A 23739-nucleotide genomic window follows, 5' to 3' on the forward strand; every position below is an offset into this window, starting at 1 on the left:
CGTATAAGTGTAGCCGTCGCTCTATTCCGTCATCCTGATGAGGTCTGCGATTCCGCGTGCCTGCATTTTTTCGCGGATGCGGGATCGGTGAACTTCAACCGTGCGACGGCTAAGCCCGAGTTCACCGGCAATCTCTTTGTTGAGCTTGCCTTCAAGAAGCAACTGCAAAACCTGATGTTCGCGATCCGTCAGTTTCGACAGGCGCTCTTCTACGATTTTCTTTGGCACAGTTGAAATCGGCTTGTTGGCAATACTGGTTTCAGCCGATTTGATTGCCTCAAGAATTTGTTCAACGGGCGGTGGCTTTTCGATAAAGTCAACGGCGCCCAGCCGCATGGCCTGAACAGCGGCAGGTACGTCGCCATGCGCTGTGATTACGATAACTGGGCAGCGCGCATCCGTTTCGCTCAGATGCTTAAGTAGTTCCATCCCGCTCATGCCCGGCAGTCGAAGATCCATAATGAGACAGGAATTTGCATGCCTGTCGAACTGATCAAGAAAAGCTTCAGCTGATGTCAAAGGCTCTGTTTGATATCCATAGGCTTCGAGGACAGCGCAGAGTGAGTTCAAGACTGCCGTATCGTCTTCTACAACGTAGATCAGCATGTCATTGAGCTTGGTAGACATTTGCTTCCTCATTCAGCGGTAGGTTGAAGACCACAGTCGCACCGGTGGGCGCGGGTTCAACCCAGATTTTTCCGCCATGTGCTTCAAGGATAGAACGGCACAAAGATAAGCCAATACCCATGCCCATTGTTGTCGTTGCGCGTAGTGGCTCGAAAAGAAAGTCCTGTATCTCATCAGGAATCCCGGGCCCGGAATCCCGAACCACGACCTGAACATGGTTTCCCAGCCTCTTGCTTTCTATGGTCAGCCGGTGGTCTTCACGGTTTTCCATGGCCTGAAGACTGTTGCGCACCAGATTGAGGACTACCTGCGATAGTTGAACCGGGTCTCCCACGACCTTAGGCAAACCGTGATCAAGATGGGTGGTCACTTGCAGGTCAGGAAGCTCGCTTGCGACCAATGCCAGATCCAGCCCCTGTTGTATCACTTTGTTGATGTCAATGAGGTCAGTGTTAAGATCGCCGCTGGAAATGAAATTTCTGATGCGTTGAACCAATTCGCCTGCGCGCGCTGTCTCGTTGACGGCCATATCAATATGGTTTTGGGCGGGCTCTGGAATTTCGACGCCGGACCGAACCAACTCTTGACGGCACGCGTTTACATAGTTCGATACCGCCGTAAGGGGTTGATTGAGTTCATGTGCGATGGCCGAGGCCAATTCCCCCATCGAACTTGCCCGAGCTGCGTCAAGCAGAGCATGGCGCAACTTGATTTTCTCAGCTTCTGCTTTCTTCTGCGCCTCTAACGCGGCCTGTTCATGTTCCAGACTGTTCAATGCAAAAAGCGCACGCCGTAGGATGCGCAAGGCATCCCGGTCCATGGCGTCAAAAGGTTTGCTTTGTCCGCGTCGCTCCTCGCTCCAAAGCGCGAATGAGCCGCGTGGTGAAAGGCGGGTTGCACCTTTATCTGTTTGTGTTTCAATCTTCTCGGGTTTCCCGGCCCAACTGATCGTCTGGACGTATTCCGAACGCAGGAGAACCAGATAGTCTTTCCCATCTTCCGAAAGTTCCAGAAACGCTGCGCCGGCTGCCTGTTCGATTTGCTCATCATTCAGTTGCGTCATTGAGGACAGATGCGAGGACGTTGCAACACCGTCATTGGAATGTGCGCGTAAAGGTTGAAATTCGATTGGATGCGATGGTACCGAACCGACTGTGGTGACTGTGCGACCCAGAACCAGAACCAAGCCTTGGACGTCTATCATCTCCATCAAGGCTTCGGCCTGATCTCTGACCAGATCACTCAAAGCAGCTCCGCTTCGCGCGCGCTGTTCGATTTGGAATGCGGTCTTTTCCGCGGTAATGCATTTTTTCAGTTGGTTTGTGTTTTCGATGCTTTGAAGCAGGGCAGAGGTCGTGCTGGCCAGAAGCTCTGCAAATCGCAGTCTGCTGGAGGACACGAGGCGTTTGCCGTAATGATGGCAGGCGACCAGCCCCCAAAGTTCATTGTTTGTCACCAGCGAAATCGAAAGGCTGGCACCAACACCCATATTGTTCAGGTACTCGACATGAACCTGAGCCACTGCGCGCAGTTTCGAGTACGTCAGATCAAGTGGACGAGAAGACGTTTCGCTGGCCACCTCACCTGACCGGGAGACGATCGGGATGCGTGTGCCGTTTATGTCGGGGATGGTGCGAATGACATTCAAAGTAAAATGTCGGCGCGCTGGATCAGGGATATCAGACGCGGGGTAGTGCAGGCCCAGAAAGCTGTCCGGTCGGTTTGTGCTCTCGGCGATGACTTCGCCGTGTTTGTCTTCGGCGAATTTGTAAATCATGACGCGGTCGAAACCGGTCACATCTCGGATCATCTTGGCACTGGCTTCGGCAATCTCGACCAGAACGCCGGGTTTGACGAGTTCGGAAATGATGCCCTGCCGCAGAATTTCGTCTTCCCAAACGGCAGTTGGGCTTGGTTCGGGTTCGACGAACTCCAGAATTATGTGGCCGCGATATCTGTGCGGAAAGCACTCGACGCGAAGCGCATCGCCCGTTTGGCTTTCGATGCTGAAGAACCAAGGCTTGAGGAGTTCCGGGATGGACGGCTCCAATGGCAATTCAAGCAATCGCCGTGTGTTTTCGTCGCCAATCAGCTCGGAGATATGCCTGCCCAGAATGGCTTCTGCCGCAGCACCGACGAACAGGTACGTGTTCTGGCTGGCGTATTCGATTTCCAGGGTTTCTTCCGATAGGGCAACCAGCGCGCCATGAGGCTGAACAGCCCCGATCAGATGGATCGGTTCGCGGTCGCACGTGCTGAGATCGACGCCATTGGACATCAAACCGCTCCCTGTTTGGGTCTCGGATCCAGTGGCGCAAGCCAGTCGTCCAGCAAACGAAACGTGTCCTTTGCGCCAGACACAAGATCATCAAGCGAACTGGCGGAAAACTGCAGGTGGTCCAGATATTGCAGGGTCATGCGCCACCGGTTTCGGCCTTCGACTCGGCACCAGTCCCAATATTTTCTGCCAAGTGTATTGTCTGTGCTCAGAAGCCTTTCCGCGGCCTTGTTGATGAGCGCCCCGCCCATTGTTGCACCCTCAACGACGTAAAGCACACCACCTACCGTTTTCGGTGTCACAACCTCGGCAATTTCTCTGCAGGTTGGACCGGTCGAAACGTTGTCGTGGTCAACTTCCAGATCGCGGATATCCTGCGCAATCAGGCGCGATCTTTTCTCGTACCAGAAAGGTGGTGTCGAAACGTCATCGTCGGCCAGCGCCGCTAAAACCGCATCATCCAATGGCGCATAAAACCCATGCAAGCGTTTAATTAACGCCTGATATTCAGACCGTTGTAGCGTACCGTCGAGCAGCGCCGCGAAACTGAATTGCGCGTGCAGTTTGTTGTGCAAGACGTCCGTTTCGTTCCGCAATACCGCCCGCAAGGACTGGCCGTCCATTTTTGACAGAGCTTTCAAATGTTTTCCTCCGATCTGCGCAATTGGCAAGTCTACGGACCAAGGCGATGAACGAGACCTCCACAAGCTCGGCAGGATCATTTCGAAACGACCGTGCGCTCATAACTTAGGTCTATCGTGAAAAAAATCTGGTGCAAAATCAATGAGACACTGGGTGAGCGATTTGAAAATCTGGTAGTTCTGCGGTATTGCTTTTTTACACTGGAAAAGGTGAGACGGCGTTGTGAGTAGTCAAGACACGGGTTTGTTGACCCAATTTTCCGAACTTGATGCTGGGACACTGAAGTCTTTGCTGACACACGCGGCGGATGTCCTTCTTTTCGTTAGTGAGGATGGCCTGATCAACGATATCATCGGAGATTCAAAGTTGCTCGACAGCCTTGGGGCCTCCAGTTGGGGAGGACAATACATCAGTGATGCTCTACCCGGCGACGCTTGTGCCCAGTTCCGGGAGTTCCTGTCAGACGCTGCAAATGACCAACTCCGGCGGGAATGTGTGGTTCAGCACGAGACGGGCGACGACCGTACGAAAACGATCGCCTACTCGATCGCGCCTATGGAAGAGGCGCACCCGGGTATCGTATTGGGTAGGGACATCAGCGCGTTTTCGGAATTGCAAAACCGTGTCGTCGAATTGCATCGGATGATGGGAGAAAAGCTCGATGCTCAGAAACGGATCGAGGCTGAATACAGAACCCTGTTCAGCATTGGGTCAGAGCCGTTTTTGATTGTGAACGTGGCCTCCGGGCAGATTATTGACGCCAATCCGGCGGTTGCCAAAACTCTGGGGGAAGAACTGGAATCGCTATCGAACCGGCCAGTTGTTTCCCTGTTTCGAAAATCGGATCACAAAGAGCTGAAAGCGCTCCTTGATGCCGTCGCGCGTACGCAGGCTCCGGCATCGATGCAAGCGCGCTTTTCAAACGGGCAGCCGCTTATTGTGGACGTTTCGCCGAGTTTCGGCGGTACCGAAACGGCCGTTGTGCGGTTGCGCCCGGCAGGGTCTGAGGGTGGGCAGATGGTGACCGAAGACGTTCTCGTCGAATGGGTTCGAGCGGCAGTTGAAGCCATTGTCGTCACTGACGATGCGGGTAAAGTCATTTGGCACAACACGGCGTTTGAGGAACTGGTCCATCTCGCCCCGTCGACTTCCGAGCTGGGTTTAGGTGAGTTCTTTGATCCTGCGGACTTGGATTTCGCTTCCGTCCTGAAAATTCTAAGGGATAACCCCCGCATTCGCTCCCTACCTGCCAGCGTTAGACGGCCCAACGGTCAAACCCTTGAAGTCGAGCTTTCCGGGACTGTAATCCCTGACTCTGATCCTCGCAGGATCGGGTTCGTTTTTCGGAACCTTTCAACCCGGTTGACCAACGATAGCGCAAATTTCGTCGCTGACGCGTCGATTGAGGCGATGCTCAGTCGGATCGGAAAGGCTCCGCTACGCGAATTGGTTCAGGAAGAAACGTCGGGTCTGGAGAAAAACCTGATACTTGCTGCGCTGAAACTGACTGGCAATAACCGAGCCGCGACGGCCAAGGTGTTGGGCCTCAGCAGGCAAGGTCTCTACAGCAAGTTGGACCGTTACGGTCTTGGGTCCGATTGACGGGAGTCTTCAATCGCTGAGCGGACAAGCGAAACGAACAGCTCTGGCGCTTCTTCATGCGCAAGATGCCCAAGATTGGGCAGTTCGGTCAGCGTCGAGTTTGGAAGCGATTTTTGCACCTCAGCAGTACGGTCCGGCGGCACTGCCTGATCATTCAGGCCAACGACGATTTCCATCGGGGTCTGCGATTGGGAAAGGGTTGTTTTGAAGCCCCTCAACGACCATTGCGCCATCATGAACAAAGCCCCCTGAACATGTTTGCGGTCCTTCAACAGCCTTGCATACAGCGACAGTTGCTCGGCAGGGATCGTTGACCCGGTTGAAGCGATCAACCGTTTTGCACGAGACATGGCGTCAGGACCAAGTGTGAAGAGCCACGGTGTCAGCGGGTTCACGGCCAAAGACTTGGCTATGAGCGGGAAGAGCACTCCCGCTAAACCGTCAAAGTCAGTGAAGGCCGGGTTTATCGCCAAAACGGATTGAGGCCGAGTGTCCAGCGTCAGGTGATGTTCACAGAGTTGCAGAGCGATTGCGGCCCCGGCGGAATGGGCAATAACCTTCTGCGGCTGCCACCCTTCCTGTTTGCAAAGAGCGGCGACATCTTCGGTCATCTGGGTCAATCCGCTGCGGTTCGAGGCACCCAGAGTCGTGAAACCATGTCCGGGCAGATCGATTGCAACGACATGATGATCCCGCGAAAGCTCTGTCATCATTGCGTTCCAGCTATGAGTTGAAGCGCCCGCACCATGCAGGAAAAGCAACGTTGGTCCTTTGCCATGTTCTTGTACATGCCAGCGATGTGGTGCGCAGACTACGCGTCGAGACCATGCATTGTGCGGCCAGGTTGGTAAGTCGCGCTGCCAGTCCATCGCTCAGGTGTGAACTGCGGTTTCAATCGCCTGCGTCAGCCCCGCAGTGGTCGCGCGGGGCAGGGCGACATGGTCGGCGCCCATTCGATGTGCCAGACTTTGAAGCGCCTTCTGGGGGCGGATGGCGGTATCCAGAACAACGCTGCGGATTTTAGAGGCGCGCAGCCAATCGGCGGTGTGTTCTGCATCTTCGGTGGCCTTTTGTCGGTTTCTCTGGCCATCCAGCGCCACGTTCGCACGGCCATCTGTTAGCAGGATCACGGTTGGGGTCATGCCCCGCTTATGAGCGCTACCCGCCATTATCCCTGCGCATTGCAGCCCGTCGGCCAATGGCGTCGCGCCACCTCCTGGCAGGGCGGCCAGTCGTCTCTTTGCCAAGACCAAAGACCGATTCGGGGGCAAAAGGACATCAGCCGAGTCATTGCGGAACCCGATCAGGGCCACTTGATCTCGATGGGAATAGGCGCGGGCCAGCAGGTGTTCGACCGCGCCCTTGGCTTCGTTCAAGCGGGCACGTGCGGCTGATCCTGAGGCATCGACAAGGAAGATCAGCAACCGTTCGGTCTGGGTCTCAAACCGTTTCAGGCAGATATCGCTGGGTAGCACGCTGACATGGCCCTCGGCGGCGCGCCGCAGTTTCTGCCAGGGCGCGGCCATGCGCAGCGTGGCGATCAGATCAACCCGGCTGCGTCCGTCCGGCCTGCGGCGACGCGACGCGATGGGCCGTCCGCGTTGTTTAGCAATGCGCGCGTCTCCGGCGCCAGTTCCTGTGGCTCCGGCGCGGCGGGAGCATGCGTGTGGCAGAAGCCCTTCGGGTAAGGCTATCCGCACGGCTTCAACCAGCACGTCCTGATCGGGGTTACTATCTGATGGCGAGGAGGGCGCTGGCTGTTCGGGGGTGAGCGCTTCGGCCTCGGGTTCTGGGGCAGGCAGGCAGGTCGCACGATGCGCCAGAACCAACGTGGCTGCGATTTCGAGGTCTTCGGTTTCCACAAGCATTCGCCCACTCAGCGCTGCATTACATCGAGCGGCTTTCAATGCAAAAGATGGCGCGCGCAGGCTGGGGATGCCCAGCCGTGCAGAAAGATGCACAAGGGTGGAAATATCCGTTGCCTTTGTCTGAACGGCTGGTAGCAGAGCACGCGCGTAATTCAAATCTTCGGTGTCTATGGCAGGCGGATCGCACGCGCGCAAATCAGTCAGATCAATGCGCAAGGCAAGGCGGTCGGCCAAGGCTGGGGCCAGTGTTTCCTCAGGCTCGGCGCCTTCATCGAAGGCAATCAGGCAGGAATGACCTTCATCCAACCTGCGCGCCAGTTTGGCGGCCAGTTGATAATGACAGCGTTCCGCCATGCACAGGTGATAAGCCGCTGGTCGGTGCAAAAGACCTTGGCGATAGATTTGCTGTCCTTTTGCAAGGGTTGCCGCGAAATCCATCGAGGCAAATAGCTCGGCATCCGTCAGAGAAGGATGCAGCCGCTGGTGTGGTAAGCCCAGATCAGGCAGTGTCGCCACACAAACATCGCGGGCGGGTCCAGCGCGGGCACGCAACCCAATGCCGCCCAATCCAACCGGGTCGACGGCGAACAGGCGCAGGCTGCGCCACACATGCGCCCATGGATCGGGCGAGGGTGTCATCCCAAGACCTCATCCAATGCTCGGCGGACGCGGGCAACAGATCCGGCCTCGTCCATCGGGTCGCGGCGCAGGCGGTGGGCCAGCGCGATCGGCGCAATACGACGGATGTGCCGACGCGTGACCGAGGCCGCGCCTTCGTAAGCCGCCAATGCACGGCAGGCGCGAACAAGGGTCAGTTCTCCACGCAACCCGTCCGAGCCGAGCGCAATGCACAGTTCCGCGCAGTCGCGTAGTTCGCGCTTGCGGATTTTGATGTCTGGCAGGGTTTCACGCGCAGTTAGTATGGCTTTGCGTACACGGGTGTCCTCGCGGTGCCATTTCTTCAGGAACTTGTCGGGTTGCAACTCAAACGCATCCCTGCGTTGTACCACTTCGACCCTTTGATCGATATCATCAGGTGACCGTACTTCGACCGACAGGCCAAACCGGTCCAGCAATTGCGGACGCAGTTCGCCTTCTTCGGGGTTGCCAGACCCGACCAACACGAACCGAGCCGGATGACGGATCGAAAGCCCCTCGCGCTCGACCACATTTTCTCCGGTTTGGGCCACATCCAAGAGTAGATCGACGAGGTGATCTTCCAGCAGGTTGACCTCATCAATGTAAAGGTATCCCCGGTTCGCTTGTGCCAGCAGCCCAGGTTGAAAGGCCTTCTCGCCATTCACCAAGGCGCGCTCGATGTCCAAAGCGCCGGTCACCCGATCTTCGGTCGCGCCCAAAGGCAAATCGACGACAGGGGTGGGGTAGTCGAGAACCTGCGCATCTTCAGCCACCTCGGCCCAATCCGGGCAAGCGGACTGTGTTGCGGATTGCACCGGGCAGCCCTCAACCGCCGAGATCGGTGGCAGCAAAGCGGCCAACGCGCGGACGGCGGTGGATTTGCCGGTGCCCCTGTCGCCAAAGACAAGGACCCCACCAAGTTTCGGATCAATCGCTGTCAGGATCATGGCGAGCTTCATCTGATCCTGACCTACAATTGCGGAGAATGGAAACGCGTGCGTCATGTGTTGTCCTGACCCTCCTTCAAAACCACCGGGTGCTTCCCTTCCCAGTGGCCGGCTTCGTTTATGACGTCGAACCTTGCGTAAAGCTCTTCGCGGAACCAATTGCCTTCACGCACCGCTTTCACGGCCTCGGAATGCGGGCCGGGGTGACGGGCGAAGGCGGCCATCGATCCGGTATCTGGCCAGATCGAGAACGTAATTTGATTAAGGAACGGTACCTCTCCCAACCCGACCTTCATCAGCACATCCGAGTTCGAGCCGATCATCTGACTGATATCCGGTACCCTGCGCCAGAACCGCATCAGGATCTTCGGCTTCAGCGTCGCGCGGGTGAGTGCTGCCGTAAGCGACCCGGTGGGCGTCGGACTGTCGATATGGAACGGGTTCTGCCCCGACCAAGCGCCGCGGGATGAGATCGGGCGTAGGAACACAGTCCAATGTTCGCAAGCATGGTTTCGATACCATCTGAACGGGCTGGCGGATTTCAGGAGGCTCTGCGCCGTTTTTTCATCTGACCAGACACATAAGACAGCCCAAACGGCGGTATTGGGGCGCGGCGTAAACCCTTCGCCGGTGCCAGAGCCGCAGAGTTTCCAGAATTCCAGCCCGTTGAGTCGCGACAACGGCCAGCGTGCCAAGCCCATCATAGCAAAGGCACCGAGACGGCTGAAAACGCCGTCGAAACGAAACAGGCTCAGGGTTGCGACTTGAATGATCGAACCTCCATAGTGTCAATTTAGATTGACATATTAACGTCAAAACCGGAAGACTTTTGATGGAGTGTGTCAATTTAAGTGAACAGATTGGGCCGCTAACGTATGACTCGCCTTGACGCGCAACTGACCCAAGACGCGATCCCTGTTGGGGATGACCGGTCTCATGCCGTGGTGATCGGTGCGGGACTGGGTGGTTTGGCCGCTGCGATGCGGCTGGGGGCGAAAGGCTACCGTGTCAGCGTTCTGGACCGGCTGGATATGCCCGGTGGACGCGGTTCGGTTATCTGGCGCGAGGGACATCGGTTTGATCTGGGTCCTACGATTGTAACTGTGCCCGAGGTGTTTCGCGACCTTTGGGCCGATTGCGAGCGCGACTTTGACGAGGACGTGAAGCTGGTCTCGCTGGACCCGTTCTACGAAATCCGCTGGCCGGATGGCTCGAAGTTTGCAGCGCGGCAGGGCGCTGATGAAATGGAGACCGAAGTCGCACGCCTGTCGCCCGGCGACGTGAAGGGCTTGCGCAAGTTCCTGAAGGACAGCGAAGCGCGCTATCTATTTGGCTTCGAAGATCTCGGACGTCGTCCGATGAACCGTCTTTGGGACCTGATCAAGGTCCTGCCGACCTTCGCCCGGATGCGCGCGGATCGCTCGGTCTATGCCCACGCAGCGCGACGGTTCAAGGACCCGCGCCTGAGGATGGCGTTCAGCTTTCATCCTTTGTTCATTGGCGGAGACCCAACGCAGGTGACCTCGATGTATATTCTGGTCAGCCATCTGGAAAAGGCGTTTGGCGTGCATTACGCCATTGGCGGTGTCGCGGCTATTGCCGAAGCCATGCGCAATGTCGTTCGCGATCAGGGCGGGCTTGTGCGTCAGAATGCCGAGGTGGATGAGATTCTGATCTCTGGTGGCGCGGCGCAAGGTGTGAAGCTAACCTCTGGAGAGGTGATCAACGCAGACATCGTCGTCTCCAACGCCGACCCGGGCCATACCTACACCAAGCTTCTGCGTAAAACCGGGCGCAAACGCTGGACCGATGCCCGGCTAAAGCGCACCCGTTGGTCCATGGGTCTGTTCGTTTGGTATTTTGGAACCAAACGCACCCGCAATCTGTGGCCCGATGTTGGGCACCACACGATCCTGAACGGGCCGCGCTATCGCGGGCTGATCAACGATATCTTCAAAAAGGGGCGTCTGGCCGAGGACATGAGCCTCTATGTCCATCGCCCGTCGCTGACCGATCCGACCGCAGCGCCTGAGGGGGATGACACCTTTTATGCCCTCAGCCCCGTGCCGCATCTGGGGCATGACAGTTCCGTTGATTGGGTCACGCATGCCGAGATCTACCGCCAGCGCGTGCAAGCGGTGCTGGAGGATCAGCTTTTGCCCGGATTGGGCCAGCACCTGACAGCGTCCGAGGTATTCACGCCGGACACGTTCCGCGACCGCTACTTGTCACCTTTGGGCTGCGGGTTTTCAATTGAGCCCCGCATCCTTCAAAGCGCATGGTTCCGGCCGCACAACATCAGCGAAGAAGCAAAAGGGCTGTATCTGGTTGGTGCAGGTACACATCCAGGCGCGGGCTTGCCGGGCGTGGTCAGCAGTGCCGAAGTGTTGGCGAAACTCGTCCCTGATCCGGTGGGTGTGCGATGATCGACCCCCAGGATATGCAATTCTGCCGGGATGCGATCCGGCACGGGTCCTTGTCTTTCCATGCGGCCTCCAAGCTGCTGCCACAGTCAGTGCGCGATCCGGCGCTGGCGCTCTATGCGTTCTGTAGGCTGGCGGATGACGAGGTTGATCTGAAAACCGAAAAGGCCGCCGCCGTTCTGATGCTGAAAGAACGATTGGAGCTGGTCTATGCCGGACGTCCGCGTAATGCGGCACCAGACCGGGCGTTCGCAGCGCTGGTGCAGGGGTATGAGATGCCCCGCGCTTTGCCCGAAGCCTTGCTGGAAGGTCTTGCTTGGGACGCGATGGAGCGGCGTTACGATGATATCTCAGATCTGATCGCGTATTCTGCAAGGGTCGCGAGTGCCGTGGGTGTGATGATGTCTGTGCTTATGGGCGAGCGCAACGCCGACGCCCTGGCGCGGGCCTGTGATCTCGGTGTCGCCATGCAATTAACCAACATCGCCCGTGATGTTGGCGAGGATGCGCGTGAAAACCGTCTTTACCTGCCGTTGAAATGGCTTAAGCAGGAAGGCGTCGACGCGAATGCTTTCATGGCAGATCCACGCGCCGAGCCGGGCATACGCATCTGTGTCTCTCGGTTATTGAAACACGCGCAAGACCTGTATGTGCGGTCAGAGACGGGAATTGCTGAACTGCCATTGCAATGTCGCCCGGGAATTTATGCCGCGCGTTTTGTTTATGCCGGTATCGGCGGGCAAATTCGCAAGTCCGGTTTTGACAGCGTGTCGCAGCGTGCGCGGACGGGGCAGGGGCAAAAACTCGGCTGGCTGATGTGGTCCCTGTGCCGTACTGCGTTGAGCGCGGTTGCGCCTCGGTCACCTCGCCTATACGCTCGGCCCTTGCCTGAAACCGCATTTCTGGTGGACGCTGCGGCGCATAACCGGCCCGCTCAAACGGATTGGAGCGATACGTTGTACGCAGCCTTTGCGCAGTTGCAGACGTCGGAAAACGCCCGGCGACGGCACACTATGGCCTCAGTACGGACGCATGCAAGATAATGTTTATTCTGTATTTTCTGATCTTCTTTGCAGCTTGTGCTGCAGCCGGTGCGACTGGCGGTATGTTTCCGCCGGGCCAGTGGTATCGTGACCTGCGAAAGCCATCGTGGACACCGCCGAACTGGTTATTCCCGGTGGCCTGGACGACACTTTACGTTTGTATGAGCTGGGCAGGGGCCCGTGCTGCGGTGGCTGGTGATGCAAGCCTCGCGCTGGCACTTTGGGGGTTGCAGATCGCGATCAACACGCTTTGGACGCCGGTCTTCTTTGGCTTGCGGCGTTTGCGGGCTGGAATGGTGGTGCTGTCTGCGCTTTGGGTTGCGGTGGCGGCGACCATGCTTGCGCTTTGGTCCGTCGATACTTGGGCGGGTGTACTCTTCGTTCCCTATCTGGCTTGGGTCAGTGTCGCGGCGGCGTTGAATTGGTCGGTGCTCCAACTAAACCCCGAAACTGCCAATAGCCCGCCTCCGATCGAAACCTAAAAGGTCCAGCTTGCGCGGCGTGGGACTCGCAAGGCCAACATTGGTTTCAACAACGGAGACCGAAATCTGCGTAAGTCCAGCGCTTCATACACGCCGGTTGTTTCCACTCCGCCCAGTTGAGTTCTGACCATAGCACGCGAGTAGAATGGTGCATCCAGCATGTTCATCACCTGTCGGGGGCGATACTCTTCGTCTGCCCGCGTCTCACGCCGGACGGCCCAAAGGCTACGGTTCAGCCGTGCCTTGGGGGGCAGGGGGGCAGGTTTGGCTCTGCCATTTGAATCGAAAGACACGGCCAGACTCAAGGCTGAGCCGTCCAGTCGTTGAGCGTCATAAAAACAGGTGCCGCCCTCGGCGGTCGGGAAGCGACCCCATGACCAATACGAGAAGTCCTCTTCCAGTGCGCGGGTTCCGAAATTCGCGTCGAAATACCCATGCCCAGTCCACTGCCAGCCCATGGCTGTCAGATCGACATCGATCCGCGCGGTTGGGGCAAACGGTCGCCAGACATGGGTGTTGTCTGCAGTCAGCGGCAGTTCCACATCGGTCAGGGCTGTCGGTTCCAGAACCACCTGTCCCCGAACGGGCGAGATCATTGGTGGAGCCCCCATCTCATTGATGTCGATGATCAGCTTGTCGCCGTCCCACCGCATCGACGAGGGGCCAACGGTCATACTATCGCGCGTCAGTCGTAGGGCCGAACGCCCCCTGTCCGTCATCGTGAACCGTCCGCCGGGTCCATACGTGGCCACGTTGATGCAGACATGGTTTTCCGGGTCTTTGCGACCCGACCATCGATACCAAGGCGAAAAAACCGAACCGATAAAGGCTATTATCGAGATTGCCCGGCTCTGATCGTCGCTGATCCCGTCGACATACCACCAGGCATAGCCGTTGGGCGGGACGTTGAGGGCGAAGTTTGGTCTTGCATGATCGTCTCGACCGCGTGCCGGGCGGAGAGCGCAGCCATCGGCAGCCCCGCTCCCGGATGTGTGCCGCCGCCTACCAGATATAAGCCCTTGATCGATGTCCGCGCCCGCGGGCGCTTCAGCGCTGCCGTCAGCCCATGCGGGCTCTGCCCGTAGAGTGATCCGCTGCTCTCGGGGAACAGAGCCTCGAAATCCGCCGGGCGAGTCAGGTTGGCTTGCCCCGGTAGCGGATCGAAGGTCAGGTCGAAGCGGCGAAGCACGTCGAAAGTACGCGTTTGGCATATCTGGAACTCCATATCGGGTGCAGGGCCGGTGCCAAGGGGCGGGGCGTTCTGAATGATTTCGAACCGTTCGCGCACCCCGGGGGACTTTTGCATGACCGGTCCTCGGTCTTGCGCGCAAACATAAATCGACTGCTGGCGGGGAAAGAGACCGGCTTGCAATTCTTCAAACTCCGGACTGCTCGGATCGGTGAAGAAAACGTTGTGATGCTCCAGATCCAGACCACGCGGGACTGCATCGAAACTCCACACCACCGCTGACAGGCTGCGTGGGGTGTTCAGTGTCTGCTGAGCGACACCAGTCACATTCGGCCCCAGCGCCCCTTTAGCCAGCGCTCGGGGATCCCCGTTGAAGATCACGAGATCTGTCTCGATTGTAGTCCCGCCGTTGTATTCGACACCTTTAACGTGGCCGTCTTCGCAAGACACCGAAGTCACCTCGGTGTCATACTGAAAACGTGCACCGTGCCTCTTGCACAACGCCTCCAGCGCCTTTGGCAGGGACTGCATACCGCCCTTAACCGACCAAACGCCTGCTGCTTCGGCTTGCCAAATGAGGCTGAGCAATGCAGGAGACTGGTGCGGCAGACCACCAACGTAGGTTGCATAACGGTTGAACAATTGAGCAAGACGCGGGTCACTGAACCTGTGAGCCAGCTTCCCGCGAAGGCTTTGCATTGGCGCCATTGCCCCAAGCAATGCGGGGTGCCGAAGAAACGTCGTCGCAAGATCTACTGGCGATGGCTGAGGTTTCTCCATCATCGTCGGGCTCAGAGCGACAAACAGGGCTTTGGTTTCAGCGTTAAAGCGCATGAATTCCGCCTCTGCCTCGGGTCCGGCAAATTCTTTGATCGCTTTGCGGTTTGCATCCAGTCGGTCGTGCAGATCAAGCTTAGTTCCATCGGGCCAGAAATGCCGAGCGATAATGGGCAGCTTGTGGAGCTCAATGTGATCGTCCAGCCGCTCATCCAAATTGGCGAAGACGTCGTCGAATATATGCCTGAGGGTCAAAACAGTTGGGCCCGCATCAACAGCACCACTTTCAGAGGGGAGAGTCCTGACCTTTCCGCCCGGATCGGCCTGTCGTTCGAGAACAGTCACACTGAACCCGGACGCGCACATCCGCGCGGCGCTGCACAGGCCGCCAATGCCCGCGCCGATGACCACCGCGTGGCGCATATGCGTTTGTTTCGCGCTCATAAGGAATTGTTGACTCCGAACAGATAACTGTCCAGTGTAATTTACACTATTGTGTCAATTTAAACTTTCACACTGGGTTGTCAGAGCAAAGGGATGCGCATGGAACTGAAGACAAGGATCGATAGTGCCATACAGCAGAACATTGCTCGCGCAAGGGTTGCCCCAGCACCGGATCAGCTTGCAAGGGCCTTGGACTATGCTTGCTTTCCTGGCGGCGCGCGGGTGCGTCCGACGATCTTGATGTCCGTCGCGCTGGCCTGTGGTGACGATAGACCCGCCGTAGCAGATGCTGCCGCGGCTGCGCTCGAGATTATCCATTGTGCAAGTCTTGTTCACGATGATTTGCCCTGTTTCGACAACGCGGACATCCGGCGCGGCAAGCCATCTGTTCACCGTGCGTTTTCAGAACCTTTGGCGGTTTTGACCGGTGACAGCTTGATCATCTTGGCCTTTGACATTCTGACACGCGCCGCCACGCATGAACCGCAACGCGCACTGGGGCTGCTGTCCTTGTTAGCGCAGCAGACGGGTATGCCGAATGGCATCTGCGCTGGGCAAGGGTGGGAGAGCGAACAGAGCATTGATCTGAGCGCCTATCACCGATCCAAGACCGGTGCGTTGTTTGTTGCAGCGACTCAAATGGGAGCCGTTGCCGCCGGGCACGATGCTGAACCTTGGTATGAATTGGGTGCACGGATTGGCGAAGCCTATCAGGTCGCAGATGATCTTCGGGATGCGCTTTACGATGAAAAGACACTTGGCAAGCCTGCCGGGCAGGATGATCTTCACGGTCGTCCAAGTGCGGTCGAGCAGTTTGGCATCAAGGGCGCAATACAGCGGTTGAATGATATCTTAAGCGGCGCAATCGCCTCGATTCCGTCCTGTCCGGGAGAAGCCATCTTGGCCCAACTGGTGCGCAAACAGGCAGAAGCGTTGACACCAGTTACGCCGGCAGTTGCGAAGGCCTGACAATGGAACGGTCGCCTCTTGTTGCGCGCCCTTTTTCGATCAGCACTAAGCTTGAACGTCTTTTGGGACGGAGTGATGTGCAATCCTTTGCGATGCGCCTTCCGATTGCACGCCGGTATGCCAAGCGGGACGGGGCCGAGATATTCGAGGTTATTCAAGGCTTTGTTTCAAGCCAGGTGCTTATGGCACTGGTTGAGTTTGAGCTTTTCGACCGCTTGGCGGATGGCCCGAAATCGGTACGGCAATTGGCCCATGAAATCGGGGTGAATGCGGAACGTCTGCAGGTCTTTTTGCAGGCTGGCGCGGCTTTGGGTTTTCTACGCCAGCGAAAGGGTCAGTTTGGCCTTGCACGCAAGGGCGCGGCATTGCGTGGTGTTCCCGGCCTTGCCGATATGATCCTTCATCACCGCGCTTTGTATCGCGACCTTGAAGATCCAAGCGCATTCCTGCGCGACAGCACGAGCACCGAGCTTGCCGAGTTTTGGCCCTATGTTCACGACGCATCCAAAGTTGGCCGGGAAGAGGCAGACCGCTATTCCCATTTGATGGCGCGCAGCCAGCGGTTGGTGGCCGAGGATACCCTGCGCAAAGTTCGACTTCACGGTGTAGACCATCTTATGGACATCGGAGGTGGCAGCGGTGCCTTTCTCGCCGAAGTCGCGCGGCGCTATTCGCAGATGCAGTTTACACTGTTTGATCTGCCAGAAACACGCACAGCCGCAAATGCTTATCTTGCGTCCGTCGCGCTGACGGATCGCATCAACTGCATTGCAGGCAGCTTTAGATCGGACCCATTACCAACCGGAGCGGATGCAATCAGCCTGATCCGAGTGCTTTATGACCACGACGATGCGACGGTTCGTGATCTTTTGAATAAGGTGTTCGAGGCACTGCCGCCCGGTGGACGTCTGGTCATTTCTGAACCGATGTCCGGTGGAGAAAGGCCGGACCGGATCACAGATGTCTATTTTGCAATATACACTCTTGCGATGGGCACCGGGAAAACCCGTTCGGCAGCACATATAACTGAATTGCTGGCTGAGGCAGGGTTTGTGGATGTCAGTCATCCAAAGCCGCTTCGAAGTTACATCACAGGGGTTATCACAGCTGTGAAGCCGCAGTAGCGGGAAATCTCTCAAAGTGTCAGTTTTAATTGACAGATACATACGTAAAGTTAAACTGACATAATAGCTCGCCAGGGACTCACCCATCGGGTGTCCCAAGTCGGCGAGGGGAGGGAAGACCGTGAGATCTTCAGCCGTAGTACTGCATGGACCCGGGCATCTGTCTGTTGAGTCTGTGACATTATCCCCGCCATCCGCATCGGATCTGGTGGTTGAAATCCGTCATTCCGGGGTCTCGACTGGAACAGAAAAACTGTTTTGGTCCGGGGAGATGCCGCCCTTTCCCGGCATGGGTTACCCACTGGTTCCCGGCTATGAGGCCGTGGGCGAAGTGGTCGAGGCCGGGTCCGATACGCGGTACGGTGTGGGCGATGCGGTGTTTGTACCCGGAGCCACCTGTTACGAGGATGCGCATGGGTTGTTCGGAGGTTCCTCGCGCCTGATCGTGACGGATGCGGATCGTGTCACGCCACTCGACTCGGGCTGTCAACGTGAGATGACACTGCTGGCGCTGGCCGCCACAGCGCGTCATTCGATGGCCGGTTTGGGCCATCAGGTCCCTGAACTGATCGTCGGCCACGGTGTGGTTGGCCGCCTGCTCGCGCGCCTCACCATCGCTGCCGGAGCACCAGCGCCGCTGGTGTGGGAGACCAACCGCGCCCGACGCGATGGGGCCGAAGGCTATCAGGTTATCGCCCCCGAGGAAGACCCGCGCCGCGACTATGGCTGTATCTACGATGCCTCGGGCGACAGCGCGATCCTGAACTCTCTGGTCTCGCGCCTGAGACGCACGGGCGAGATCGTGCTGGCCGGGTTCTACACCCAACCGCTCAGCTTTGCTTTCCCGCCCGCCTTCATGAAAGAAGCCCGGATGCGCATCGCGGCGGAATGGACGCCCGAGGATATGCGCGCCACCCGCTCGCTGGTCGAAAGCGGGGCTTTGTCGCTGGACAATCTGATCAGCCATATCGCGCCCGCGTCGGATGCCGCAACGGCCTATGCCACAGCCTTTGAAGATCCCGACTGCCTGAAACTTGTTCTTGATTGGGAGATCACATGAAAGACGACGCCCCCAACCTGAAAGAGTTCGACGCCCGGCTCAAGGCCGAGGCCCATGAGGATTTGGCCGACGTGTTGCCGACCGAGGCGGTCAAGAAAACCCAGATCATCGCGATCTATGGCAAAGGCGGGATCGGCAAAAGCTTCACGCTGGCCAATCTCAGCCACATGATGGCCGAGCAAGGCAAACGCGTGCTGCTGATCGGCTGCGACCCAAAATCCGACACCACCTCGCTGCTATTTGGCGGCAAGGCATGCCCGACGATCATCGAGACCTCGACCCAAAAGAAACTGGCGGGTGAAGAGGTGAAGATCGGCGATGTTTGCTTCAAGCGTGGCGGTGTTTACGCGATGGAGCTGGGCGGCCCCGAGGTCGGGCGCGGCTGCGGTGGTCGCGGTATTATCCATGGGTTCGAACTGCTCGAGAAGCTGGGCTTCCACGATTGGGATTTTGACTTCGTTCTGCTGGATTTCCTGGGCGACGTGGTTTGCGGCGGCTTTGGCTTGCCGATTGCGCGAGACATGGCACAGAAGGTCATTCTGGTTGGCTCGAACGACCTGCAATCGCTGTATGTGGCGAACAATGTCTGCTCGGCGGTGGAGTACTTCCGCAAGCTCGGCGGTAACGTTGGCGTCGCCGGCCTGGTCGTGAACAAGGATGACGGAACGGGCGAGGCGCAAGCTTTTGCCGAGGCGGTAAATATCCCGGTTCTCGCGTCGATCCCACAGGATGATGATCTGCGTAAGAAATCAGCGAACTATCAGATTGTTGGCACGGAATCCGGCCAGTGGGGCCCTCTTTTCGCCGCCCTCGGTGTGAACGTGGCCGACGCGCCGCCGGTCCGGCCTGCGCCTTTGGATCAGGACGGTCTGCTGGCGCTGTTCGACGGTAAGGAAACCGGGGCGGGCATCGAGTTGGTTCCAGCCACCGACGAAGACATGCGCGGAAAGAACGCAGCGCCTAAGAAGTCTCTGGAAGTGATCTACGACGACGCATGAACAAAGAAGTCACATATGACGCGTCCGCCGAGGCGCAGGTGATCAAGGGCGAACCTCGCGTGGAAACCGTCGGTGAGCCGCCTGCCTTGGGCTGTCATTCTGGGTCCGAGATGGAAGACGCCGCGCGCATCGCAGGCCAGTCCGAGTTGCTGGACCAATATGCGCGCGATTACCCGCAGGGCCCCCATGACAAGCCGCAAAGCATGTGTCCCGCTTTTGGCTCGCTGCGTGTCGGGTTGCGGATGAAACGGGTGGCTACAGTGCTGAGCGGCTCGGCCTGCTGTGTCTATGGTCTGACCTTTGTCAGCCATTTCTACGGCGCCCGGCGGTCGGTGGGCTATGTGCCGTTCAACTCGGAAACGCTGGTCACTGGCAAGCTGTTCGAAGACATCCGCGCGGCTGTTTACGATCTCGCGGACCCTGAGAAGTACGATGCAGTTGTTGTCACCAACCTCTGCGTGCCAACCGCCAGCGGCGTGCCGCTGCGGCTTTTGCCAAATGAAATCAATGGGGTGCGGATCGTCGGGATTGATGTGCCGGGGTTCGGCATTCCAACCCATGCCGAGGCCAAGGATGTTTTGGCCGGTGCCATGCTGGCCTATGCCCGCTCTGAGGTCGAGGCAGGGCCGGTCTCCGCCCCGGACGGTGCGCGGCAGGACCGGCCTACTGTCAGTTTGTTGGGCGAGATGTTCCCCGCCGATCCGGTGATGGTTGGACAGATGTTGGCGCCGCTGGGTCTGGCAGCTGGGCCAGTTGTTCCCTGCCGCGAATGGCGCGAGCTCTACGCTGCGCTGGATTGCGGTGCTGTGGCCGCGATCCATCCGTTCTACACCTCGGCCATTCGGGAATTTGAGGCCGCAGGCCGTCCTGTATTGGGAAGTGGACCAGTCGGGGTTGAGGGCACGGCTGCTTGGCTGTCGTCCATCGGTGACGCGTTCGGTCTTCCTGCGGAGACGGTAGGCACGGCGCAGAATGCGTTCCTTCCCGCAATCAAGGGCGCATTGGCCGCTGCCCCGATTTCTGGAACAGTGACTGTCTCTGGCTATGAGGGCAGCGAATTGCTGGTGGCGCGTTTGCTGATCGAAAGCGGCGCGAGCGTGCCATATATCGGTACCGCCTGCGCCAAAAGCCAATGGTCCGCGCAAGACGCTGACTGGCTGGAAGCGCATGGTGCTAAGGTGCAGTTCCGCGCCTCGTTGGAGCAGGATTGCGCGGCGATGGAAGGGGTCAAACCCGATCTGGCCATCGGCACAACTCCGGTGGTGCAAAAGGCCAAGCAATTGGGCATCCCGGCGCTTTATTTCACCAACCTGATATCTGCCCGTCCACTGATGGGACCTGCGGGCGCTGGATCATTGGCGCAGGTGATCAACGCGGCGATCGCCAATAAGGACAGGATGGACCGCATGCGCGACTTCTTCGAAGAGGTCGGCACTGAGGATACCGCCGGGATCTGGGAAGGCGATCCGAATCTGCGCCCCGATTTCCGCGCCATCAATCAGAAAAAACTGGAACGGCAGGCCAAGGCCGCCAAAGCGCAGGAGATGATCTGATGCTCATCCAAGATCATGACCGCGCCGGGGGCTATTGGGGGGCTGTTTACGCTTTCTGCGCCGTGAAGGGCCTGCAAGTGGTAATCGATGGGCCGGTTGGCTGTGAAAACCTGCCTGTTACGTCTGTCCTGCACTACACCGACGCTCTGCCGCCGCATGAATTGCCCATCGTTGTGACTGGTTTGGGCGAAGAGGAACTGGGCCGCGACGGGACCGAAGAGGCGATGAAACGCGCTTGGGGAACGCTTGATCCGGCACTGCCTGCGGTGGTTGTAACCGGGTCGATTGCCGAGATGATCGGCGGAGGCGTGACGCCTCAGGGCACTAACATCCAACGCTTCCTGCCGCGCACCATTGATGAGGATCAGTGGGAAGCCGCTGACCGTGCGATGACGTGGATTTTCACAGAATTCGCAATGACCAAGGGCCGTATGCCGCCCGAGAAGAAACGGGACGAGGGCGCAAAGCCGCGCGTCAACATTCTTGGGCCCATGTACGGCACGTTTAATATGCCCAGCGATCTGGCCGAGATCCGGCGTCTGGTCGAAGGCATCGGGGCCGATGTCAATATGGTCATGCCTTTGGGCGCGCATCTGGCCGAGATGCGCAATCTGGTGAATGCCGACGTAAATATCGTCATGTACCGCGAATTCGGTCGGGGCCTGGCCGAGCTGTTGGGCAAACCCTATCTGCAAGCCCCGATCGGCGTCGACTCGACCACCAAATTCCTGCGCAAATTGGGTGAGCTTACGGGATTGGATCCGGAACCGTTCATAACGCGCGAAAAGCATTCCACCATCAAACCGGTCTGGGATCTGTGGCGTTCGGTCACGCAGGATTTCTTTGCCACGGCTTCGTTCGGAGTTGTCGCCAATGAAACTTACGCGCGCGGCCTGAGGCTGTTCTTGGAAGAGGATCTGGGCCTGCCTTGCGGTTTCTCGGTCGCGCGCTGCGCCGGGACCAAGACCGACAATGATCAGGTGCGGGCGCTGGTGGCGCAGAAGAAGCCTCTGGTCGTGTTCGGCAGCATCAACGAAAAGATCTACCTCGCGGAACAAAAGGGCGGGTTCGGGCCATCCCCGGCCTTTATTCCAGCCAGTTTTCCGGGTGCCGCGATCCGTCGGGCAACCGGCACGCCCTTCATGGGTTACGCGGGCGCGACCTATGTGCTGCAAGAAGTCTGCAACGGGCTGTTCGACGCCCTGTTCCACATCCTGCCGCTTGGCACCGAGATGGACGCAGGCCCGGCCACGCCTGCCACGCAACGCACCGAATTGCCGTGGGACGAGGATGCCAGCGCAGCGCTGGAACGCATTCTGGAAACTCACCCCGTTCTCACCCGCATTTCCGCCGCGAAATCCCTGCGCGACGCCGCAGAGAAGGCGGCCCTATCCAACGGGGACGCGCGCGTCTTTGCCAGCACCGTTCAGGCGTTGGACCCCGCGCGTTCCAAAACTGATCCAACCGAAGGAGGAGACCTGTGCCAGCAGCAACCCTGAATTCACACAGTGACACGGACAAAAAGCGGACACAGCGCCCGCCCGAGTTCATTTTCTACTTCGCGATCCTGTTCCTGATTTCGATCCCCTTCGCGATGATCGAATGGATCAGGCTGTCCCTGCGCCGCCGCACGCTGAACCTGCGTGGACCTTTGGCGCGGGCCTGGTCCGAGGCCGACAGGATCACGCCAATCATCTTTTCCAGATGACGGCGACCCGAGATCCGGCCCGCACCACGCGGGACGGGGCCCAGCCGCTGGGTAAGCGGCGTCAGCATAATGATCCGGAGGTTCTTTATGGCTGATAATGACGACCTGTCCTTCACAGGTCTTACCGACGAGCAAGCTCAGGAGCTGCATTCGGTCTACATGAGCGGCCTATGGCTGTTCGCGATCGTTGCGCTGGTTGCACATATCGCAACCTACATCTGGGCTCCGTGGTTCTGAGGAGGGATCGACAATGGCAAAATTTTACAAGATTTGGCTGATCTTCGATCCGCGTCGCGTCTTTGTAGCGCAAGGCGTATTCCTCTTCCTGCTCGCCGTCATGATCCACCTCGTTGTGCTTAGCAGCGGTCTCAACTGGTTTGAGAACGCGGCATCAACCGCCGGGTTCTAAACCCGTTCGGCGGCATCGCGTGATGGACTAAGAGACTGCCGCGGGCGGCATGACTCGCCCGCGGCGCAGACCGGGACACTGGCACCCGGCACGGACCGAAAACGTCGGAGCAAGACTATGGCGATGCTGAGCTTTGAAAAGAAGTACCGAGTCCGGGGAGGGACGCTGATCGGTGGCGACCTGTTCGATTTCTGGTTCGGTCCTTTCTATGTTGGCTTCTTTGGCGTCACGACGGTGTTCTTCGCCGCGCTTGGCACGATCCTGATCTTTTGGGGTGCGGCGATGCAAGGCACGTTCAACCCCTGGCTTATCAACATTGCCCCGCCAGACCTCAGCTATGGTCTGGGGATGGCCCCGTTAATGGAAGGCGGGCTGTGGCAGATCATAACTTTCTGTGCAGTGGGCGCCTTTGTCAGTTGGGCGCTGCGCGAGGTTGAAATCTGCCGTAAGCTGGGGATGGGGTATCATGTGCCCTTCGCCTTCAGTTTTGCCATTCTGGCTTATGTCACGCTGGTTGTGTTCCGCCCGCTGCTGATGGGCGCGTGGGGGCATGGGTTTCCATATGGCATCTTCAGCCACCTCGATTGGGTGTCAAATACCGGCTACGCCTATCTTCATTTCCACTACAACCCGGCTCATATGCTGGCCGTGACTCTGTTCTTCACCACCACTTTTGCCCTTGCCCTACACGGTGCGCTGATCCTTTCCGCGGCCAACCCGGAAAAAGGGGAAGAGATGAAAACGCCCGATCATGAAGACACATTCTTCCGCGATTTTATCGGGTACTCGATCGGGACGCTGGGCATTCACCGTCTCGGATTTTTGTTGGCCATCAACGCAGTCTTCTTCTCTGCCGTGTGCATCATCATCTCGGGGCCCGTATGGACGAAGGGCTGGCCCGAATGGTGGAATTGGTGGCTGGAGTTGCCGATCTGGCCCTCACAGGCGGGGATGTGA

Annotated in this window: 23 protein-coding genes; 14 read left to right on the forward strand and 9 right to left on the reverse strand. The window is 58.2% G+C overall.

Annotation, left to right across the window (positions count from 1 at the left end; translation table 11 throughout):
- Positions 1-21: 21 nt before the first annotated feature.
- The 3 genes from ACXAH8_RS00775 to ACXAH8_RS00785 are packed head-to-tail and all read right to left on the reverse strand — an operon-like array spanning position 22 to position 3528.
- Complete coding sequence (locus tag ACXAH8_RS00775; RefSeq protein WP_171668551.1) at positions 22-627, reverse strand: response regulator; 606 nt, start codon at positions 625-627, stop codon at positions 22-24.
- Positions 608-2905: an ATP-binding protein gene (locus ACXAH8_RS00780; protein WP_475215327.1), complete on the reverse strand. Its 2298-nt coding sequence runs from the start codon at positions 2903-2905 to the stop codon at positions 608-610. Before ACXAH8_RS00780 ends, ACXAH8_RS00775 begins: the two co-directional genes overlap by 20 nt.
- Positions 2905-3528: a biliverdin-producing heme oxygenase gene (locus tag ACXAH8_RS00785; RefSeq protein ID WP_475215329.1), complete on the reverse strand. Its 624-nt coding sequence runs from the start codon at positions 3526-3528 to the stop codon at positions 2905-2907. Before ACXAH8_RS00785 ends, ACXAH8_RS00780 begins: the two co-directional genes overlap by 1 nt.
- Positions 3529-3793: 265 nt before the next feature.
- Between ACXAH8_RS00785 and ACXAH8_RS00790 the strand changes: the two genes are divergently transcribed.
- On the forward strand, positions 3794-5149 hold the full coding sequence (locus ACXAH8_RS00790; protein ID WP_475215331.1) for a PAS domain-containing protein: 1356 nt from the start codon (positions 3794-3796) through the stop codon (positions 5147-5149).
- On the opposite strand, the gene bchO is transcribed toward ACXAH8_RS00790, so the two are convergent.
- From bchO to crtA, 4 genes are read right to left on the reverse strand one after another with little or no spacing between them, the layout of a single operon-like run.
- Positions 5128-6018 carry an alpha/beta fold hydrolase BchO gene (gene bchO, locus ACXAH8_RS00795; RefSeq protein ID WP_171668547.1) on the reverse strand — a complete coding sequence of 297 codons (891 nt, stop codon included), beginning with the start codon at positions 6016-6018 and terminating at the stop codon, positions 5128-5130. The genes ACXAH8_RS00790 and bchO overlap by 22 nt on opposite strands.
- Positions 6019-6021: 3 nt before the next feature.
- Positions 6022-7656: a magnesium chelatase subunit D gene (locus ACXAH8_RS00800; RefSeq protein ID WP_171668546.1), complete on the reverse strand. Its 1635-nt coding sequence runs from the start codon at positions 7654-7656 to the stop codon at positions 6022-6024.
- The gene (gene bchI, locus ACXAH8_RS00805) at positions 7653-8660 is read right to left on the reverse strand and encodes a magnesium chelatase ATPase subunit I (RefSeq protein ID WP_171668545.1); all 1008 of its coding nucleotides are present in this window, start codon (positions 8658-8660) and stop codon (positions 7653-7655) included. Before bchI ends, ACXAH8_RS00800 begins: the two co-directional genes overlap by 4 nt.
- Positions 8657-9376, reverse strand: coding sequence for a spheroidene monooxygenase (crtA, locus tag ACXAH8_RS00810; protein ID WP_171668641.1), 720 nt, complete (start codon positions 9374-9376; stop codon positions 8657-8659). The genes bchI and crtA overlap by 4 nt, the downstream gene beginning before the upstream one ends.
- Positions 9377-9478: 102 nt before the next feature.
- Between crtA and ACXAH8_RS00815 the strand changes: the two genes are divergently transcribed.
- From ACXAH8_RS00815 to tspO, 3 genes are read left to right on the forward strand one after another with little or no spacing between them, the layout of a single operon-like run.
- Positions 9479-11029, forward strand: a complete 1551-nt coding sequence (locus tag ACXAH8_RS00815) for a phytoene desaturase (protein ID WP_475215336.1) — start codon at positions 9479-9481, stop codon at positions 11027-11029.
- Positions 11026-12069: a 15-cis-phytoene synthase gene (crtB, locus tag ACXAH8_RS00820; RefSeq protein WP_475215338.1), complete on the forward strand. Its 1044-nt coding sequence runs from the start codon at positions 11026-11028 to the stop codon at positions 12067-12069. Before ACXAH8_RS00815 ends, crtB begins: the two co-directional genes overlap by 4 nt.
- The gene (gene tspO, locus ACXAH8_RS00825; RefSeq protein WP_171668542.1) at positions 12069-12551 is read left to right on the forward strand and encodes a tryptophan-rich sensory protein TspO; all 483 of its coding nucleotides are present in this window, start codon (positions 12069-12071) and stop codon (positions 12549-12551) included. The genes crtB and tspO overlap by 1 nt, the downstream gene beginning before the upstream one ends.
- Here the strand turns inward: tspO and crtC are convergent.
- Positions 12548-13417, reverse strand: coding sequence for a carotenoid 1,2-hydratase (gene crtC / locus ACXAH8_RS00830; protein WP_371808692.1), 870 nt, complete (start codon positions 13415-13417; stop codon positions 12548-12550). The two genes, tspO and crtC, sit on opposite strands and share 4 nt — an antisense overlap.
- Positions 13384-14961: a 1-hydroxycarotenoid 3,4-desaturase CrtD gene (gene crtD, locus ACXAH8_RS00835; protein ID WP_475215341.1), complete on the reverse strand. Its 1578-nt coding sequence runs from the start codon at positions 14959-14961 to the stop codon at positions 13384-13386. Before crtD ends, crtC begins: the two co-directional genes overlap by 34 nt.
- Positions 14962-15060: 99 nt before the next feature.
- On the opposite strand from crtD, the gene ACXAH8_RS00840 reads away from it, so the two are divergent.
- The 10 genes from ACXAH8_RS00840 to pufL all read left to right on the forward strand — a co-directional run bounded on the left by ACXAH8_RS00840 (position 15061) and on the right by pufL (position 23739).
- Positions 15061-15930: a polyprenyl synthetase family protein gene (locus ACXAH8_RS00840; RefSeq protein WP_171668540.1), complete on the forward strand. Its 870-nt coding sequence runs from the start codon at positions 15061-15063 to the stop codon at positions 15928-15930.
- 2 nt (positions 15931-15932) lie between these two features.
- Positions 15933-17054: a methyltransferase gene (locus ACXAH8_RS00845; protein ID WP_475215343.1), complete on the forward strand. Its 1122-nt coding sequence runs from the start codon at positions 15933-15935 to the stop codon at positions 17052-17054.
- 121 nt (positions 17055-17175) lie between these two features.
- Positions 17176-18114, forward strand: coding sequence for a chlorophyll synthesis pathway protein BchC (gene bchC, locus ACXAH8_RS00850; RefSeq protein ID WP_475215345.1), 939 nt, complete (start codon positions 17176-17178; stop codon positions 18112-18114).
- Positions 18111-19112 (forward strand): chlorophyllide a reductase iron protein subunit X, encoded by a 1002-nt coding sequence (locus tag ACXAH8_RS00855; RefSeq protein WP_171668537.1) that lies wholly within the window; start codon positions 18111-18113, stop codon positions 19110-19112. Before bchC ends, ACXAH8_RS00855 begins: the two co-directional genes overlap by 4 nt.
- A complete protein-coding gene (bchY, locus tag ACXAH8_RS00860; RefSeq protein ID WP_171668536.1) occupies positions 19109-20665 on the forward strand; it encodes a chlorophyllide a reductase subunit Y in 1557 nt (518 codons plus the stop codon). The genes ACXAH8_RS00855 and bchY overlap by 4 nt, the downstream gene beginning before the upstream one ends.
- Positions 20665-22164: a chlorophyllide a reductase subunit Z gene (bchZ, locus tag ACXAH8_RS00865; protein ID WP_171668535.1), complete on the forward strand. Its 1500-nt coding sequence runs from the start codon at positions 20665-20667 to the stop codon at positions 22162-22164. Before bchY ends, bchZ begins: the two co-directional genes overlap by 1 nt.
- Entirely contained in the window at positions 22146-22373 is a 228-nt protein-coding gene (gene pufQ / locus ACXAH8_RS00870) for a cytochrome PufQ (RefSeq protein WP_371808689.1), read from the forward strand. Before bchZ ends, pufQ begins: the two co-directional genes overlap by 19 nt.
- A gap of 87 nt (positions 22374-22460) precedes the next feature.
- Positions 22461-22610 (forward strand): light-harvesting antenna LH1, beta subunit, encoded by a 150-nt coding sequence (gene pufB, locus ACXAH8_RS00875; protein ID WP_152458433.1) that lies wholly within the window; start codon positions 22461-22463, stop codon positions 22608-22610.
- Positions 22611-22623: 13 nt separating this feature from the next.
- Positions 22624-22782, forward strand: coding sequence for a light-harvesting antenna LH1, alpha subunit (pufA, locus tag ACXAH8_RS00880; RefSeq protein WP_152458432.1), 159 nt, complete (start codon positions 22624-22626; stop codon positions 22780-22782).
- Positions 22783-22899: 117 nt separating this feature from the next.
- Positions 22900-23739, forward strand: a complete 840-nt coding sequence (pufL, locus tag ACXAH8_RS00885) for a photosynthetic reaction center subunit L (protein WP_171668534.1) — start codon at positions 22900-22902, stop codon at positions 23737-23739.

This window comes from Ruegeria sp. ABV3_008 (assembly GCF_056161185.1).